This is a genomic window from Rhodococcus sp. PvR099, from assembly GCF_017833315.1.
Lineage (GTDB): Bacteria > Actinomycetota > Actinomycetes > Mycobacteriales > Mycobacteriaceae > Rhodococcus_G > Rhodococcus_G oryzae.
On sequence record NZ_JAFIBV010000001.1, the window covers coordinates 4282082 to 4299740 of the forward strand.

Below are 17659 nucleotides of genomic sequence, written 5' to 3' on the forward strand. Positions count from 1 at the left end.
CATGAGTGGGTGGTGCGGGGTGGGACTCGACGCCAACTCGTTAGGCGGCGGCCGAGCGCTTCCGGACCGCGGCGTAGATCGCGCGCCAGCCGAGCAGGAAGGCCGCCAACACGCTGGTCGCGACGATGATGAAGCTGAACGCGGTGCCCTGACCGCCGATGACCCGAAGGATCATCCCGACCACCACCGTGCTCAGCCAGATGATCACCCCGGCCGGAACCACCGAGGCCGGGAACGACTTGTTGCGGTACAGCGCCTCGTTGGCCAGCCAGCCGGCCGCCAGCCCGCCGAGGAACGGCCACGCCGTGGTCGCCAGCCCGGCGAGCGCGTTCGCCTCGTCGTGGCTCCGTCGGCCGATCGCGCAGAACACGACCACCAGGACTATGTCGACGGCCAGGACGGCCAGGACGGGCGGGCGCTTGTTCACGGATCCAGGGTAAGCCGCGGATCCCCAGGCGCCGAACCGGGATGTTCCCTCTGACTGGGACGTTGATGTGATGCAGGTCTCGCCGCCGCCTACCTTGGGCATACCAAGACGGTCCGGTCGAGCCGACGAATGCCGCCCTGGCGGGCGGCGGTGTGAGAGGTGCAGAGAATGGTGCAGTGGAACGAGACGTGTGACGTGCTGGTGGTCGGGTCGGGTGGCGGCGGCGTCACCGGCGCCTACACCGCGGCCCGCGAGGGCCTGGACGTGATCCTGGTGGAGGCAACCGACAAGTTCGGCGGTACCACGGCGTACTCCGGCGGCGGCGGGGTGTGGTTCCCGTGCAACCCGGTGCTCAGGCGCGCGGGCACCGACGACACCATCGACGACGCGCTCGAGTACTACCACGCAGTCGTCGGCGATCGCACCCCTCGTGACCTGCAGGACGCGTACGTCCGCGGCGGCGGCCCGCTCATCGAGTACCTGGAGCAGGACGAGAACCTCAAGTTCGAGATGCTGCCGTGGCCCGACTACTTCGGCAAGGCCCCCAAGGCCCGCCTCGACGGCCAGCGGCACACCATGCCGTCGGTGCTGCCGGTGTCGGAGGCCCCCGAGCTGCGCGAGCTGGTCCGCGGACCGCTGGACGTCGACCGGCTCGGCACCCCCGCGCCCGACGACTACTTCATCGGCGGCCGCGCGCTGATCGCCCGGTTCCTCAAGGCCATCGAGAAGTACCCGAACGCCACCCTGAACCTGAACACCACGCTGGTCGAGCTGGTGGTCGAGGACGGCGCCGTGGTCGGCGGAATCGTCGAGCGCGACGGCGAGCGCGTCGCGATCCGCACCCGCAAGGGTGTCGTGCTCGCGGCCGGCGGCTTCGAGGGCAACGACGAGCTGCGGCAGAAGTTCGGGGTGCCCGGTGAGGCCCGCGACACGATGGGCCCGTGGGCCAACCTGGGCAAGGCACACGAGGCCGGCATCGCGGCAGGCGCCGACACCGACCTGATGGGCGAGGCCTGGTGGTCGCCGGGCATGACCCACCCGGATGGCCGCTCCGCGTTCGCGCTGTGGTTCACCGGCGGCATCTTCGTCAACCAGGACGGTAAGCGGTTCGTCAACGAGTCCGCGCCGTACGACCGCCTCGGTCGCGACGTGATCCGGCAGCTCGAGCACGGCACGGTCACGCTGCCGTATTGGATGGTCTACGACAACAAGGAGGGTGAGGTTCCTCCGGTCAAGGCCACCAACGTCTCCATGGTCGAGGCGGAGAAGTACCAGGCGGCGGGCCTGTGGCACACCGCTGACACCCTCGAGGAGCTCGCCGAGAAGATCGGCGTCCCCGCCGAGAACCTGGCCGCCACCGTCGCGCGGTTCAACGAGTTCGTACCCAAGGGCGTCGACGAGGACTTCGGCCGCGGCGACGAGGCCTACGACCGGGCGTTCTCGGGCGGCGAGCCGCCGCTGGTCACGATCGATCAGGGGCCGTTCCATGCGGCCGCGTTCGGAATCTCCGACCTCGGCACCAAGGGCGGGCTGCGCACCGACACCGCGGCGCGGGTGCTCGACCAGTCGGGCAACCCGATCGCCGGCCTGTACGCCGCGGGCAACACGATGGCCGCGCCGAGCGGCACCGTCTACCCCGGTGGCGGCAACCCGATCGGTACCAGCATGCTGTTCAGCCACCTCGCCGTGCTCGACATGGCAGCGGGCAGCTAACCACTCGAGAACGCCCCCGTCGCGACCCCAGGAGGTGGGTCGCGACGGGGGCGTTGTTGCGCGTGGGGGATCAGGCCTGCAGGCCGGCCTCGATCTCCAGGGTGATGGTGATCTTGTCGCCCACCACGGCGCCGCCGCCCTCGAGCGGCATGTCGATGCTGATGCCGAAGTCCCTGCGGTTGATGACGGTGCTGGCCTCGAAGCCGGCGACCGGTCCGTGGCCCATGCCCGGGTTGACGCCGTTGAACTCGAGCTTGAGCTCGACCGGGCGGGTCACGCCGTGCAGGGTGAAATCGCCGTCGACCACGAAGTCCTCGCCCTTGGCGCGCACGCCGGTGGAGGTGAAGGTGGCGGTCGGGAACTGCTCGGCGTCGAAGAAGTCGGCCGCGCGCAGGTGGTTGTCGCGCTGCTCGTTGTCGGTGGTGATGGAGGCGACCTGGATCTCGGCGGTGACCGACGGGGTGCCGTCCTCGGCGACGGTGATGGCGCCCGAGAACTCCTGGAAGCGTCCGCGGACCTTGCTGACCATCAGGTGCCGGACGGAGAAGCCGACGGTGGAGTGGCTCGGGTCGATGGCCCAGGTGCCGGTGGTCAGGGTGGGGAGGGCGATGGCGGTGGTCATGTGGACTCCTCGTAAGTAGTTCAAATTTCAAGCATGTGCCCCGTCCAACGATGCCACGGCCGCGAATATTTCCGAGTCAATGTGACCTGCACCACACAGAACCGCCGGCCGAGGGAATCGGCCGGCGGTCCTCCTGGGATCACCCGATGAGCACCAGGGATCAGTCGAGCGTCGCCGCGGCCAGCACCGCCCGCAGTGCCGACGCCGTGACAGACGACTCGATGCCCATGCCCCACTGCGTCTTGCCGTTCATCCGGCACTGGGCGAAGGTTATGGCCTGCCCGCCTGCGCCCTCGGCGACCGACTGCAGCGACATCGCGAGCACCTCCACCGGGCAGCCGTGGTCGGCCAGGATCAGGGTGAGTGCCTCGACCGGCCCACTTGCCGAGGCCTCTCCGCTGACCTGCACATCGCCGAGCGTCGCGCGGATCGTCAGGTGGTCGCCGTTCCCGAGGTGTTCGAGCGACCACTTGTCGAGGGCGCCGTGGTGGGCGTACTCGGCCGTCAGCAGCTTCCACAGCTCCTCGGCGGTCACCTCACCGCCGCCGTCGTCGGTGGTGTGCTGCACCCGTCGCGCGAAGTCGATCTGCAGGGCGCGCGGCAGGTCGAGCCCGTAGCCGGTCTGCAGCAGGTACGCGACGCCGCCCTTGCCGGACTGACTGTTCACCCGGATGATCGCCTCGTAGTCGCGGCCGATGTCGGCGGGATCGATTGGCAGGTAAGGCATCTCCCACGGCTGCTGCACGGGCTCCACTCCGGCCGCCTTCGCCGTCGCGTTGTGTTTGGTGAACCCCTTCTTGATCGCGTCCTGATGGGTACCCGAGAACGCCGTGAACACCAGGTCGCCCACGTACGGGTGGCGCGGGTGGACATCGATCCTGTTGCAGTGCTCCGCCGTTCGCCGCACCGCGTCGAGATCGGAGAAGTCGATCATCGGGTCGATGCCCTGCGAGTGCAGGTTCAGCCCGAGCGTCACGAGGTCCACGTTCCCGGTCCGTTCACCGTTGCCGAACAGACAGCCCTCCACGCGCTGTGCGCCCGCGAGCATCGCCAACTCCGATGACGCGACGCCGGTGCCCCGGTCGTTGTGCGTGTGGACCGACAGGATCACCGACTCACGGCGGTCGAGGTGCCGGTGCATGTACTCGATCTGGTCGGCGAAGACGTTCGGCGTTGCCGTCTCGACGGTGGTCGGGAAGTTGTGGGAGACCGGCCGGTCCGGGCTGGCATCCCAGACCTCGGTGATGCTGTTGCAGATCTCGAGGACGAAGTCCGGTTCGGTCAGGTTGAACACCTCGGGGGCGAACTGGTACCGCATGCCAGGAATGGTGTCGCCGATGCGGGCCACGTACTCCACCGACTTCAGGATGTGGGCGAGCAACTCCTTCCGGTCCTGGCCCAGCACCATGGATCGCCACATCGGGGCGGTGGGCACGTAGACGTGGAGCACCACATTGGCGAGGCCGCGCACCGACTCGAAGGTTCGATCGATGAGGTCGGGCCGCGCGGCGGTGAACGCCACGACGGTGACGTCGTCCGGCACCAGGTCGAAGGTGACCAGGTCGCGGGTGAAGTCGAACTCGGCCTGGCTGGACGCCGGGTAGCCGCACTCGATCTCCTTGTAGCCCATCCGGACCAGCTGCTCGAACATCAACCGCTTGCGGGCGGTGTCCATCGGTTCGGGAAGGGCCTGGTTCCCGTCCCGTAGGTCGACTGGCGCCCACAGCGGTGCCTCGGTGAGGCGGTTGGACGGCCACTGACGCCCGATGCCGTCGTCCGGTGGCGTCGGCACCCGGTCGTAATGCGACCGATAGCGGTGCGAGGGCATACCGGACGGGACTTGGCGATTCCACTTCATGTCGGCTCCTTGGGTGAGAGGAGGCGGTCGACATACTCGAATCCCGCGGTGGAGAGGGGCCTGATCAATTCTCTCCGCGGCTCACGGCGTGTCGCCCGTACATGGCATGAGAGTTAGGCTATGTGAGATCGGCCACGGCGGAGAAGGCAATTGCCCGATTCGGGTAATGGGCACCCCCGCGGCATGAGTGCGCTCGATCTACCCGCTGATCAGTTGTTTTCCCGGCGTTGCCGCTCGCCCTTCGGGCTCTCGAGTCCCTCGATCTCGACGGCAGGCGGCTCGTGCAGCGCCCGCTGTTCGCTGCGTTCGAGCTCGACATCGAACTCCAGATCCTCGTGCTGATGGCGGCGGAAGAGGAAGAGGAAGACGATCCAGCCGACCATCGCGACAAGGATGAAGCTAACCCCGCGGTACACGAAGGCGGCCGCCACGGCCTGCGAGGCGCTGATGCCGGCCGCGGTGGTGAGGGTGGCGATCAGGGTGGCGTCGACGAACACCAGGCCGCCCGGCGCGAGCGGGATGGTCGCGACCGCTTTGCCCGCCGCGAAGGCGATCAGCAGCCCGGACAGGGCGGGGTCGGCACCGATCGCGTAGCAGGCCGCGGCGAGACAGGCGATGTCCGCGACGCGGTGCACCGCGGACCAGCCGAGGGTGATCGCGCCGTCCCGTTTGCCCAGCTGCACCGACTCGAGCTGTTGGAGCATCTCCCGCACCGTGGACATCCCGGTGTCGGCCGGCTTGTTGCGCATCGCGTTCACGCGCACGAGCGCCCAGCGGACTGCGGCCTCGATGGAGTTCGGATGCGCGGAGACGTAGCGGACGGCGAAGATCAGCGCGATCAGGCCTGCGATGGAGAAGGTCAGTGTGAAGGGACTGACCGACCCGCCGACCAGCAGCGCGCCCCCGACCCCGATCAGCGCCAGCCCGATCCCCGCGATCACCCCGGAGATCGCCAGTTGCCAGGACGCCACGACGGGGCTGGCGCCCCACCGCCGGGTTTCCCGGTAGGTGAACGCCGTCGAGAAGACCTGACCGGCGGGCAGCGTCACCGCCATAGCAGTGGAGGCGTAGACCACCGAGACCGACTTGCGCTGGCTGACGGCCACCCCGCCTGCCCGGAGCAGTTGCTTCTGAACGCGTCCGTAGCCACTGAGCGAGACGGCCTGCGCGAGGATGCACGCGGCCAGCCAGCCCCAGTGGATCTCGGAGAGTGCGATCCAGGATTCGTGCAGGCGCGGCCACAGGTACACGCCCTCGGCGACGAGCAGGGCGACGAGCAGCACGCCCGCCACCCACTTGACCCACCAGAACCGCCCGCGCGGGCGATCGGGTGTCGACCCCTCCGATGTGTGGGGGACGACCTCGCTCCGGTCGGGCTGCGGCGCTACCACCTGCCCAGCGTAACCAAGCACTTCACTCATCTAGGGATACTGGACCGGCCAGGCGAGGTGGGTGACCCGGTTGCGGCCGCGCAGCTGTACCTGATCGCCCAGCTCCCACTCGGCCTGTTCCTCGTCGTCGGCGAAATACAGTGCGCTGGTCGAGGCCAGTACCCGGCTCGGCCGCAGCTTGGCCAGCTCGGTCAGCCGCGACGCCTCGTTGACCGGGTCGCCGATCACGGTGTACTCGAAACGCTCGGCGGCGCCGATGTTCCCGGCCACCGCCAGGCCCGCCGACACGCCGATGCCGATGTCGAGTCCGGTGATGTCGTTGAGCGCGAACCGCAACTCCCTCGCCGCGGCCAGCGCCGCGGACGGTGCGTCCGGCCGGTCGAGAGGCGCACCGAAGATGGCAAGCGCGGCGTCGCCCATGAACTTGTTGACGAATCCGTGGTGCTGGTCGACGACGTCGACGACCACCCGGAAGAACTCGTTGAGCAGCCGGACCACCTCGCCGGGGGGCTGTTCGGCCGCCGCGCCCGTCGAGCCGACCATGTCCACGAACAGCACGGCCACGAACCGGGTCTCGCCGCCCAGCTCCGTACCGAACTGCAGCGCCCGGCGCGCCACGTCCTCCCCGACGTGCTGGCCGAACAGCTCGCGGAGCAGCTTGCGCTCGCCCGCGTCCTTCATCATCCGGTTGAACCCGACCTGCAGCCGGCCGATCTCGCTGCCGTCGAACACCTCCACCTGGACATCGGTGGCCCCGCGCTGCACCCGCTCGATGGCCCTGCGGAGCTGCCGGATCGGATCCGAGATCTGGCTGGCGGTGAGCATCGAGAGGGAGAACGCGGTGGTGATGGCCAGTCCGGACAGCAAGATGATCGCGATGGCCAGCGCATTGGTCGAGAACTGGAGGTCGGTGCTCAGCTGGGTGGCGCACAGCAGGATGATCCCGATCACCGGCATCAGGGTGCCCAGACCCCAGGTCATCGCCATCCGGGGCCCGACGCCAGGTGCAAGGAGGCGGTCGAACTGCCCCTCGCTCAGTGCCTTCGCCGCGACCGGCCGGAGGATCCGCTCGCCGAGCATGTAGGTGAACCCGAAGGTGGTGGTCGCCGCCATGCACACCGTCACGATCACGGCGACGGCGAGCTCGGGCATCTCCCAGACGGTGAGGAAGACGAACAGCACGCCGCCGACGACCCAGAGGATCAGGTGCACGATCGCCTGGCGTAGCGGGGCGTGCAGTGCGGACATCTGCTCGCCGCGGGTCGGCGGACCCCCGCGCAGCTGCCAGCGGATCACCGACCGCAGCATCATCGCGGCCGCGCCGAGGCTGACGATCCCGGCGAAGAACAGGTAGATGCCGAAGATGACGACGTTGCGGACCCGATCCGCGATGATCGCCTGCGACTCCGAGATGGGCAGGCCGTACCGGATGAAGGCCAGCACGAGGACCGCGCCGAAGAAGTTGGCCAGGATCATCGAGCCCATGTAGAGCGGCCATCGACTACGCATGGTCAGCGCGACCGCTCGATAGGAGGATGCCAGCACAGGACCAACTTAGTCGTGCGGTGCCGGTGCCGAGCGCACCGCGTCGACGTGGCGTGACCTGGACCTCACCGCCCGCCCTGCCGCGCCGATCTCCGCCTCCCGCACAACGCCCCATCGGCCGATAGGCTCGCCGGGGTGAGCGCGAACGAGCCGCGATCGGATCCACCGCCCTACGGTGACGCCAGGGCGGTGCACCCCATCGTGCGGGTGGGCGCCGAATGGACGTGGCGGTTGCTCGTCCTCTTCGCCGGGCTGGTCACCCTCGGCTACCTGATCAGCAAACTGGACACGGTGCTCATCCCCGTCGGTCTGGCGCTGCTGGCCGCCGCCCTGCTCTACCCGCTGGTGGACTGGATGCAGCACAGGGGAGTGCCGCGATCGGCGGGCGTGGTGGTGGTGCTCGTCGTCGCGATCGGTGTCGTCGCCGGGATCATGACCTTCGTCGTCGAGCAGTTCATCGCAGGCCTGCCGGAGCTGACCGACCAGTTCACCCAGTCCATCGATCAGATCCAGGATTGGCTGACCGCGGGCCCGTTCCACTTCTCCGAGGACCAGATCCGGCAGGCCGGCGATTCGGTGGTCAAGTCGATCCAGGACAACAAGGAGGCGGTGACCAGCGGCGCGCTGACCACCGGCAAGGTGATCGGGGAGCTGTTCACCGGCGCCGCGCTGACGCTGTTCACGGTCATCTTCTTCCTGTACGGCGGCGAGCAGATCTGGGAGTTCGTCACCCGGGTGGTCCCGACCGCCTCGCGCGAGCGGGTCCGGCTGGCGGGCAGCCAGGGCTTCGGCTCCCTCGTCGGGTACGTCCGGGCCACCGTCGTGGTCGCGGCGGCCGACGCGGTGGGGATCGGGGTCGGGCTGGCGATCCTCGGGGTGCCGCTGGCGCTGCCGCTGGCCTCGCTGGTCTTCGTCGGCGCGTTCATCCCGATCGTCGGCGCCTTCGTCACGGGCTTTGTCGCGGTGCTCGTCGCGCTGGTCACGAAGGGACTGATCACCGCCCTGATCACCCTCGGCATCATCATCGGGATCATGCAGCTCGAGGGGCACGTGCTGCAGCCGTTGCTGCTCGGGCGCGCGGTCCGGCTGCACCCGCTCGCGGTGGTGCTGGCGATCACCACCGGCATCGTGCTCGCCGGGATCGTCGGCGGTCTGCTCGCGGTGCCGATCGTCGCGGTGCTCAACACCGCGATCCGCTCGCTGCTCGCCTCCGATCAGGAGGAGGTGCCGGACGAGGTGGAGGTCGCCGACCCGCGGATTCCGCTCTTCCCGGCGACCCCGGACGAGTGGCCGTGAGTCGGGGCGGCACCGCCGCCGTGAGTCGGGGCGGCACCGCCGCCGTGAGTCTTCTCGGCCCGCAGGAGGACCGGAAAGACTCACGGGCCACCGAGCCGCTGTGGCGGGCCGCGCAGGTGTTCCGGTTGGCCACGCTGGTGTACGCGGTCAGCTATCAGGTCGCGTCGGTATCGGACTACACGCGGCCGACGCTGAGCTGGGTCATGGTCGCGCTCATGGCGGTGTGGTCGGGCCTCGCGGCGGTCGGGCTGTCCAGGAACACGGCGGCGCGTCGGTGGTTGGTCGCCGCCGACCAGGTGGTGGTCGTGGCGCTGATGGCCTCGACCCGGCTGGTGTCCGATCAGGACTGGTACTCCACGCATCAGACGCTGCCCACCACGTTGTGGGCCACGAACGCGGTGATCTCCGCGGCGATCCTCGGTGGGCCATGGCTCGGGGTCGCGTCCGGGGCGGCGATCTCGGTGGCCAGCGCGCTGGTCCGGGGCCAGATCGATCTCGACCTGTGGCGCGACGCCACCGCACCGATCCTGATCTCGGTGGGGCTCGCGCTCGGGCTGGCCGCCAACACCGCGCGCCGTTCGCACGCGCAGCTCGAGCGTGCCGCGCGGCTGACCGCCGCCGCGGAGGCGAGGGAGCGGCTCGGACGCGAGGTTCACGACGGGGTGTTGCAGGTGCTCGCGTACGTCCGCCGTCGCGGCACCGAGATCGGTGGCCCGACACTGGAATTGGCGACGCTGGCGGGTGAGCAGGAGGTGGCGCTGCGGGAGCTGATCTCGGAGCAGGCGGTACCGTCCCCCGCAAGCGGGAGGTACCCCCAGCACAGCGACGGTGACGTGGACCTGCGACCGCTGCTGCGCGGCGAGGCCAGCACCACGGTGTGGGTGTCGGCGCCTGCCGTCCCCGTCCTGATGGCGCGGGAGCGGGCCGCGGAGGTCGCGGCCGTGGTGCGGACGGCCCTGTCGAACGTCGAGCTCCACGCAGGCGGGGGCGCGAAAGCCTATGTGCTGCTGGAGGACCTCGGCGAGGAGGTGATCGTCTCCGTGCGCGACGACGGCGTCGGGTTCGCCCCCGGTCGGCTCGCCGAGGCCGAAGCGGAGGGGCGAATGGGGGTGTCGCGCTCCATCCTCGGCCGGGTCGCGGACCTCGGCGGCGCCGCGACGCTGGAAAACACCCCTGGCGAGGGTGTCGAATGGGAGATCAGGGTGCGCAAGCAGGCGTCGGGGAAGGGGAGAGCGTGATGGAGCCGCTGACGGTCATGGTGGTCGATGACCACCCCATGTGGCGGGACGGGGTGGCACGCGATCTCGAGGCGGCCGGCTTTGCGGTGGTGGCCACCGCGGACGGTGTGACGGCGGCGCGCACGCGCGCCGCGGCGGTCCGGCCCGCCGTGGTCCTGATGGACATGCAGCTGCCCGACGGAAACGGGGCGCAGGCCACGGCCGCGGTACTGGCGGCCTCGCCGGACTCGACCGTGCTGGTGTTGTCAGCGTCGGCGGAGCGTGAGGACGTGCTCGAAGCGATCAAGGCCGGGGCCACCGGATACCTGGTCAAGAGCGCCTCGGCCGCCGAGTTGGTGGACGCCGTGCGGGCCACCGCCGCGGGCCAGGCGGTGTTCACCCCCGGCCTGGCGGGGCTGGTGCTCGGCGAGTACCGGCGCATCGCATCCGGCCCCTCCGATGACCGCGCCCCCGAGGTGCCCCGGCTCACCGAGCGAGAGACGGAGGTGTTGCGGTTGGTGGCAAAGGGACTGAGCGCCAAGCAGATCGCTACTCGGCTCACGCTCAGTCACCGGACGGTCGAGAACCACGTCCAGGCCACGCTCCGCAAGCTCCAGCTCGCGAACCGCGTCGAGCTGACCCGGTACGCGATCGAACGCGGGCTGTAGAGCCGCTTCACGCCGGGCGGCGGAGCCGCATATCCTGGCGACATGGATGCGAGGAATCTGCGGGTATCCGATGCGGAACGCGAACACGTCGGGCAGCTGCTCCAGCGTGCGGTCGGGCAGGGGATGCTCTCGCTCGGTGAGTTCACCGAACGCATGGACACCACGCTCGCCGCGAAGACACGGGGCGAGCTGAACGCGGTGCTCGTCGACCTGCCCGGGATACAGCTCGTGGGGGAGCACGCGCCGCAGGCCGCGCCCTACCCCCAGCCCGCCCCGTACGCGCAGCCGCATCCCCAGCCTCAGCCGCACTTCGCCCCCGCCGAGCCGTACCGGGGAACGGTCGGGCACCAGGGCGGCGTGGTGCGCGGACGGATGTCGACGGTGAAACGCCAGGGACCGTGGCAGGTGTCCCCGACGCTGCACGTGGACAGCATGATGTCCGACGTCACCCTGGATTTCACCGAGGCGATCATGACCAGCCAGGTCGTGGAGATCGTCGTGTCGGACTACTTCAGCTCCATCTCGATCGTCGTCCCGCCGGAGGCCACCGTCGACCTCAATGCCGTCGAGACGGTCGCGGGCAGCGCCACCAACAAGGTCCGCACCGGTCCCCCGATCGGCCCGCTGCACGTCGTGGTGCGGGGGAAGGTGCGGTTCGGCTCGCTGACCGCCAAGCACCCGTTCGGCACCACCTGGAAGCGGATGCTCGGCTGACCCCCGAGGGGGCCCGTGTGGACCCCGCGCAAAACCCCCATTCCGATTGGGTAGGACTACTCATGTGATCGACGGCCCGTGCGCCGATCGTTGACGCATGGTCAATCTCGAAGGCAATTCTGTCGTAAGCCCCCAGATCGATCCGCAGTTGGTCGCGCGGCTGTCCGGTGAGTTCGACGCGCTCGGGCTGCACATGCGCGGTGTCGCCGCGGATCTGACGCGGCTCCGGTCGCAGCTCGAGATCCCCGCGCCCCAGCCGGCGCCGCAGGCGCCCGCGCCGCCGCCGGTCTACGCACCGCAGCCCCCGGTTCCGCAGCCGCAGGTACAGTGGCCGATGACACCGGCACCGCCTGCGCCGCAGTCCGTTCCGCCGGTTTTCGCGCAACCCGCCCAGTGGCCGCCGGTTCGCCCGCAGGCCGTCGGGCGAGCGCCCCGCGAGCCGTGGTGGCAGCGTGACGGCATGGTCAGCCGGGTGCTCGCCGTCGCGGGCGCGGCGGTGACCCTGATCGGCGTGCTGATGCTGCTGGTGCTGGCCGCGCAGGCCGGGTTCTTCGGCCCGGTGGCCCGGGTGAGCGCCGGTGCCGTGTTCTCGGTGGCCCTGGTCGCGGCGGGCATCCGCGTGTTCGGGCGCCAAGGCGGACGCGTCGGTGGCCTCGCCCTGGTCGGTACCGGCGTCGCGGGTGGCTACCTGGACGTGGTCGCCGTGACCTCGTACTACGGCTGGCTGCCGCCCGTCGTCGGCCTCGCGGTCGCCTTCGGGATCGCCGCGGGCGGAATGACGCTGGCGACGCGCTGGCAGTCGCAACTGCTGGCCGCGCTCATCGTGGTCGCGGTGGCGGTGCTCGCCCCGGCCCTGGCGGACGGACTCACCGTCACCCTGCTCGTCTTCCTTGTTCTGCTCCAGGTCGCCGCGTTCCCGCCCCAGCTCGGCAGGGACTGGCCGTATCTGCATGCGGCACGGACGATTCCGGCGGTACTCGCAATGCTGATCGCACTCGCCGATGCCAGCTGGAGCGGGGCCTCGCCGTGGTCCGGCTGGCACCGCCCGGTCGCGGTGGCGCTGCTGGCCCTTGCGGTGGTGGTCGCCGTGGTCGGTGTCGGATCGGCGCTGGTGCTGTTGCGTCGCAACACCTCTGACGTCACTGCGACGGTGATGCTCGCGCTGTCGACGTTGCCGCTGCTGTTCTCGGGCGGCGTCGCGGGCCGCTGGACGGAGGTGGCGCTGCAGTGCGGGCTCGCGGCCGGGCTGCTCACCGTATCGGCGTTGGTGCGCCCGCTGCCCGGGCACACCCGGGTCGCCGTTGCGGCGGTCGCATCCCTGGCGGTGCTGCAGGCGAGCGCCGGTGCCAGCCCCCGGGACGCGCTCCCGGTGGTGCTGCTCGCGTTGGCGCTCGGACTGGTCGCGGTCGCCGGTCAGGCTCGTTCCCGGATCGCCTACTGCGCCGGGATCGGGTTCGGGTCGATCGGCGCGCTGCTGTTCCTCGACGCCGCCCCGCCGGAGGCACTGGTGAACCAGGCCGACGCGGTCGGCTCGCTCGCCGTCATCGCGTCCGGGTCGATGCTGGCGGTCCTGATGGTTCTCGTTGTCGGGCAGGCGCACTCGATGGGTCTGCTCGAGGATCGGCGGGCCGATGTGGCCTGGGTCGCGGCCGGAATCGGCGCCCTCTACGCGGGCACCGCGGCGGTGGTGGCCACCGGTGTCGCGGTGCTGGGTGCCGACCGGGGCTTCATCGCCGGACACTGCGCGGCCACCCTGGTCGCGATGGTGCTCGCGACGGTGTCGCTGCGGTGGGGGCTCGCGCACCAGGAGCGGGCGCATCTCGCGCTCGGTGCGGGCCTGACCCTGACCTTCGCGGCCCTGGCCAAGCTCTTCCTGTTCGACCTGGCGACGCTGGACGGGATGTTCCGCGTGCTGGCGTTCATCGGGGTCGGGCTGTTGCTGCTGGCGGCGGGGACCCGGTACGCCCGGGCCTTCGCCGAGGGCGCACAGCGCGGTCGGGTGCAGACATAGCCACCCGACCGTTGGCTGCTCGCCCCGCCCTCAGTCCTCCTGGTGGCGGGCGAGCAGCTCGCTGACGCTCACCGTCGGCGAGCCGGCCGAGTGCCGGTGCCTGCCCTGATCCTCGTCCGCGTCCGCGGACTCGTCCGAGCCGTTTGTCTGCATCGGAGCCGTCATCGGAGGAGCCGCCTGCGGCGGCCGCGGCACCTTCAGCTCGGCCAACCAGCTCTCGATCGGACGGGAGTCTCGCTCCGCCTGCGCCGGGGCGGGTGCAACTCTGCTCGACTGTGGCGGGGCGGGTGCCCGACGCGGGGCCTGCTCCGGCGCGACGACGGGCGGGTGTGCCCGGGGGATCGGCTCGGTCAGAGGTTCCGACAGTGGCGCCTCGTGCTCGGCGATCGCGGTGGGAGCCGCGGTGCGCGCGGGCAGGACCTGCTCGACCGCGGCCCTGGTGAGCGGGACGGGATTCGCGGGCCGCGGCTCGACCGGGACGGGCATCGGGGGAGTCACGATCACCGGGACGTCGGACGGCATCCGCTCGTCCTCGAGAACCGGCTCGCCCAGGCCCAGCTTCTCCTGGATGCGCTTCATCCAGGCGGGCGCCCACCAGCAGTCGTCGCCGAGCAGCTTCATGGTCGCGGGCACCAGGAACATCCGGATCAGGGTGGCGTCGATGACGAGCGCGGCGATCATGCCGTAGGCGATGTACTTCATCATCACCAGTTCGGAGAAGGCGAACGCGCCGGTGACGACGATGAGGATCAGCGCGGCCGCGGAGATGATGCGGCCGGTGTGCGCGGTGCCGACCCGGACGGACTCGGTGGTGCTGGCGCCCTGTGCCCTCGCCTCCACCATCCGGGACAGCAGGAACACCTCGTAGTCGGTGGACAGGCCGTAGATGATGGCCATGATCAGCACCAGGACCGGCGACATGATCGGTCCCGGCGTGAAGTTGAGCAGCCCTGCGCCGTTTCCGTCGATGAAGATCCACGTCAGGATGCCGAGGGTGGCGCCGAGGCCAAGCGCGGTCATCAGCACGGCCTTGATCGGCAGTACCAGCGATCCGAAGGCCAGGAACATCAGCAGGGTGGTCAGTAGGACCACCATGGTGATCATCAGCGGCAGGTTGTCCAGCAGCGCGGCGATCGAGTCCTGCTCGATCGCGGGGGTGCCGCCGACCAGCATGGTCACCCCGTCGGGCACGTCCATGGCCCGGAGGTAGTCGATCGTCGCCTCGGAGTCGTTGCGGTCGACAAGGCCGGCCTTGAAGACGGTCACCCCGTCCTTGGTCGGGTTGTTGATCGTGAACTTCTCGACCAGACCGGGCGCTCCGTTGGCTTCCTTGACGATCTGGGTGATCTCTGCGCCCTGGGCGCCGTCGAGCACCAGTTTGACCGGCTCGGAACGGGAGTTGGGGAACAGCTCGTTGAACTCGCCCTGCGCGACGCGGGTCGGGTTGTCCGGGGGAAGGTAGGTCTCGTTGATGCCGCCGAACTTGATGTTCGAGATCGGGATGGTGAGCAGCAGCAGGCCGATCACGATCGGGATGGTCACCTTGAGCGGGTGCTTCATCACCCACTGGGTCAGCCGGCCCCAGACACTGTTCTCGATCTCGTCGGTGGTCTTGGTCTTGCGCATGAACTTCAGTCCGAGCGCGTCCACCCGGCGACCGAGAATGGCGAGGATCGCGGGCAGCACCGTCACCGAGATCACCGCGGCCAGGATGACGGCCGCGATGGCGCCGTACGCGACCGACTTGAGGAAGCCCTGCGGGAAGATCAGCAGGCCGCCGAGGCTGGCGACGATCATCGTCGCCGAGAAGATCACGGTGCGCCCGGCGGTCATGACGGTTCGCCGCACGGCGTCGCCGGTGCTGTAGCCCTCGGCGATCTCCTCGCGGAAGCGGCTGACCATGAACAGCCCGTAGTCGATCGCCAGGCCGAGGCCGATCAGCGAGACCACCGGCACAACGAAGGCGTTGACCTCGGTGAGGTGGGTGATCAGTTTGACCACGCCGTTGGCGGCGATGATGGTCAGGCCGCCGACGATCAGTGGCAGCGCCGCGGCGACGACGCCGCCGAAGATGAAGAAGAGCAGGACGCCGACGGCGGGGATGGCCAGGATCTCCATGCGGTGCACGTCGTTGGCCATGGTGTCGTTGAGCGTGCCGGTGACCGGCTGCAGTCCGGTGAGCTGGACGTCGACCCCATCGATGTAGAACTGGTCGCGGACCTTCTTGAAGTTCCCGGCGACCTCGGTGTCGTTGTCGCCCTTGATGGCGACGCTGGCGAACGCGTGTTCCTTCGAGGCATCGGCCATCAGGGCGATCTTGGTCGACCAGTAGCTGGCGTTGATCTTGAGGATCTCGTCCGGGTTGTTCGCCGCCAGCTCGTCCAGGCTCTTGGTGATCTTCGCGCCGAACGCCGGGTCGTCGACGGTCTTGCCCTCGGGCGCGGTGTAGACGGGGATCACGTCGGCGACGGTGTCGCGTCCGAAGGTGCCGTCGGCCAGCTTGGCCGCCGCCACCGATTCGGAACCGGGGTCGTCCCAGCCGCTCTGGCTGAGATTGTTCTCCAACCCGAGGCCGTACGCGCCGAGGGCGAGCATCAGCCCGACCATCGCTCCGATCACGGCGAATCGGAGGCGGTAGACGAGTCGGCCCCAGGTGGCGAACACTATTGAACTCCTTGACGCCCGATGAGCAGGGCCGACAGCGGTCTGAACGGCTGCAACCAGGCACCCTCGTCGGGCAGGGACTCCAGGCTCACCCGCGGCAGCGGCTCGCGGAACACCCCTGGGATGTCCTCGAGGTCTACGAACTCGAGGATCTCCGAGGCGACCGCCCAGCTCGCGTGTTCGCGGAAGCCAAGAACCTGCACCGGAACACCGGTTGCAGCGATGTCCTCCAACGGTTCGCGAAAGGCCTGACCGTCGGCGGAGGCGACCATGATCCCGGCCAGCCCGCCGTCCCGAGCGCGAAGGGCGATGTGGTCGAGCATGTCGGCATCGACATCGCTGTCCTCATCGATCTTCGGCTTGGCGAACACCGCGAAACCCACATTACGCAAGGCCTCGACCCACGGGCGGACGACATCGGCGCTGCCCGAGGCGATGTTCGTGAACACCGTCGCCTCTGGTTCGAGGCGCACCCCGCTGGTGCCGGACAGCTCGGCGGTCCGGCCGAGGAGCCAGCGCCCGAGGGCGTCGAATCGTGGCCGGTAGGCGGCGGTGGGGCGGCCACCGAGGATCGCGCCGAGGCCCATGTCCAGGTTCGGCGCGTCCCACACCAGCAGCACCCGCTTCTGGTGCCGCACCTCACGAGTCTCGTCCGCGAGTGAGTTTGCCCCCACGGTGTCGGTCGGTGTCGTGTCAGGTAACCGCTCGCTCACACTCATGCTCGAACCTTTCCCCAGATCAGCTCTGTGATGGGTCGGCCAACCTGCTGCGCCTTGTTCTCGAATTTGGTGACCGGTCGTTCGTGGGTCATCGGCGAATCGGCCGGACCCTGCGCGAGATCCTCCCAGTCGAGAGGTGTCAGCAGCGGTTCGGCATTGCCTGCCTCGGCGATCCACTCGGCGTACTCGGCGTGATCGGTGGCGACGTGCAGCACGCCGCCCGGCATCAGCCGTTCCGCGATCAGCTTGAACGTCGGCCCCTGCAGCAGCCTGCGCTTGTGGTGGCGGGCCTTGGGCCAGGGGTCAGGGAAGAACACCCGGACGCCGGTCAGCGACTCCGGTCCCAGCATGTTCTCGAGCACGTCGACGGCGTCGCCGCGCAGCACCCGGATGTTGGGGATCGAGTCCCGCTCGATCGCCTGCAGCAGCTGGGCGAGACCGGGCCGGTACACCTCGATCGCGATCAGGTTCGCGTGCGGCTCGGCCTTGGCCATGGCGGCGGTCGCGGTGCCGGTGCCGCTGCCGATCTCCACGATGGTCGGGGCCTCGCGGCCGAACCACCCGGCGACGTCCAGTGGAGCGTCGGAGACATCGGCGCCGATCTCGGGCCACAGCCGGTCCCAGGTCTGCTGCTGAGGGTCGGTCAGGGCGCCGCGGCGCGAGCGGAAACTGGTCACCCGGGGGTACAGGCGGGAACCCTGTTCGGTGGCCCCTGCCACCCGGGATTTCGCGTCATTCACCCGACCATTGTCACGCATGACGGAGGGTTGTGGCAGGTGGGTCTGAAGTGAAAGTTGAGACTTTCCCGGGCGGG

At 69.5% G+C, this 17659-nt stretch carries 14 protein-coding genes; 6 read left to right on the forward strand and 8 right to left on the reverse strand.

Features of this window, described 5'->3' with window-relative positions; translation table 11 throughout:
* Positions 1-40 precede the first annotated feature (40 nt).
* On the reverse strand, positions 41-427 hold the full coding sequence (locus tag JOE46_RS19745; RefSeq protein ID WP_257017775.1) for a DUF3054 domain-containing protein: 387 nt from the start codon (positions 425-427) through the stop codon (positions 41-43).
* A gap of 168 nt (positions 428-595) precedes the next feature.
* Here JOE46_RS19745 and JOE46_RS19750 point away from each other — a divergent pair, with 168 nt between their 5' ends.
* Positions 596-2140, forward strand: coding sequence for an FAD-binding protein (locus JOE46_RS19750; RefSeq protein ID WP_209928200.1), 1545 nt, complete (start codon positions 596-598; stop codon positions 2138-2140).
* Positions 2141-2210: 70 nt separating this feature from the next.
* Here the strand turns inward: JOE46_RS19750 and JOE46_RS19755 are convergent, their stop codons facing one another.
* From JOE46_RS19755 to JOE46_RS19770, 4 genes are all read right to left on the reverse strand, one after another.
* Positions 2211-2762: a YceI family protein gene (locus tag JOE46_RS19755; RefSeq protein ID WP_077040183.1), complete on the reverse strand. Its 552-nt coding sequence runs from the start codon at positions 2760-2762 to the stop codon at positions 2211-2213.
* Positions 2763-2922: 160 nt separating this feature from the next.
* Positions 2923-4620, reverse strand: coding sequence for a 2-isopropylmalate synthase (locus tag JOE46_RS19760; protein ID WP_209928202.1), 1698 nt, complete (start codon positions 4618-4620; stop codon positions 2923-2925).
* 209 nt (positions 4621-4829) lie between these two features.
* On the reverse strand, positions 4830-6011 hold the full coding sequence (locus tag JOE46_RS19765; protein ID WP_307861315.1) for a YbhN family protein: 1182 nt from the start codon (positions 6009-6011) through the stop codon (positions 4830-4832).
* A 30-nt stretch (positions 6012-6041) separates the two neighbouring features.
* Positions 6042-7496, reverse strand: coding sequence for an adenylate/guanylate cyclase domain-containing protein (locus tag JOE46_RS19770; RefSeq protein WP_097213826.1), 1455 nt, complete (start codon positions 7494-7496; stop codon positions 6042-6044).
* 195 nt (positions 7497-7691) lie between these two features.
* On the opposite strand from JOE46_RS19770, the gene JOE46_RS19775 reads away from it, so the two are divergent.
* The 5 genes from JOE46_RS19775 (at position 7692) to JOE46_RS19795 (ending at position 13462) form a co-directional block, all read left to right on the forward strand.
* Positions 7692-8852 (forward strand): AI-2E family transporter, encoded by a 1161-nt coding sequence (locus JOE46_RS19775; RefSeq protein WP_097213827.1) that lies wholly within the window; start codon positions 7692-7694, stop codon positions 8850-8852.
* 44 nt (positions 8853-8896) lie between these two features.
* Entirely contained in the window at positions 8897-10090 is a 1194-nt protein-coding gene (gene macS / locus JOE46_RS19780) for a MacS family sensor histidine kinase (RefSeq protein ID WP_209929208.1), read from the forward strand.
* Positions 10090-10737, forward strand: a complete 648-nt coding sequence (locus tag JOE46_RS19785) for a response regulator transcription factor (RefSeq protein WP_097213828.1) — start codon at positions 10090-10092, stop codon at positions 10735-10737. The genes macS and JOE46_RS19785 overlap by 1 nt, the downstream gene beginning before the upstream one ends.
* A gap of 42 nt (positions 10738-10779) precedes the next feature.
* Entirely contained in the window at positions 10780-11451 is a 672-nt protein-coding gene (locus JOE46_RS19790; RefSeq protein ID WP_097213829.1) for a DUF1707 domain-containing protein, read from the forward strand.
* 97 nt (positions 11452-11548) lie between these two features.
* Positions 11549-13462 carry a DUF2339 domain-containing protein gene (locus JOE46_RS19795; protein WP_209928204.1) on the forward strand — a complete coding sequence of 638 codons (1914 nt, stop codon included), beginning with the start codon at positions 11549-11551 and terminating at the stop codon, positions 13460-13462.
* A gap of 30 nt (positions 13463-13492) precedes the next feature.
* Here the strand turns inward: JOE46_RS19795 and JOE46_RS19800 are convergent, their stop codons facing one another.
* From JOE46_RS19800 to trmB, 3 genes are read right to left on the reverse strand one after another with little or no spacing between them, the layout of a single operon-like run.
* Positions 13493-16126 carry an MMPL family transporter gene (locus tag JOE46_RS19800; protein ID WP_209928206.1) on the reverse strand — a complete coding sequence of 878 codons (2634 nt, stop codon included), beginning with the start codon at positions 16124-16126 and terminating at the stop codon, positions 13493-13495.
* Complete coding sequence (locus JOE46_RS19805; protein ID WP_209928208.1) at positions 16126-16845, reverse strand: NYN domain-containing protein; 720 nt, start codon at positions 16843-16845, stop codon at positions 16126-16128. The genes JOE46_RS19800 and JOE46_RS19805 overlap by 1 nt, the downstream gene beginning before the upstream one ends.
* Positions 16842-17603 carry a tRNA (guanosine(46)-N7)-methyltransferase TrmB gene (gene trmB / locus JOE46_RS19810; protein WP_374102905.1) on the reverse strand — a complete coding sequence of 254 codons (762 nt, stop codon included), beginning with the start codon at positions 17601-17603 and terminating at the stop codon, positions 16842-16844. Before trmB ends, JOE46_RS19805 begins: the two co-directional genes overlap by 4 nt.
* Positions 17604-17659 lie beyond the last annotated feature (56 nt).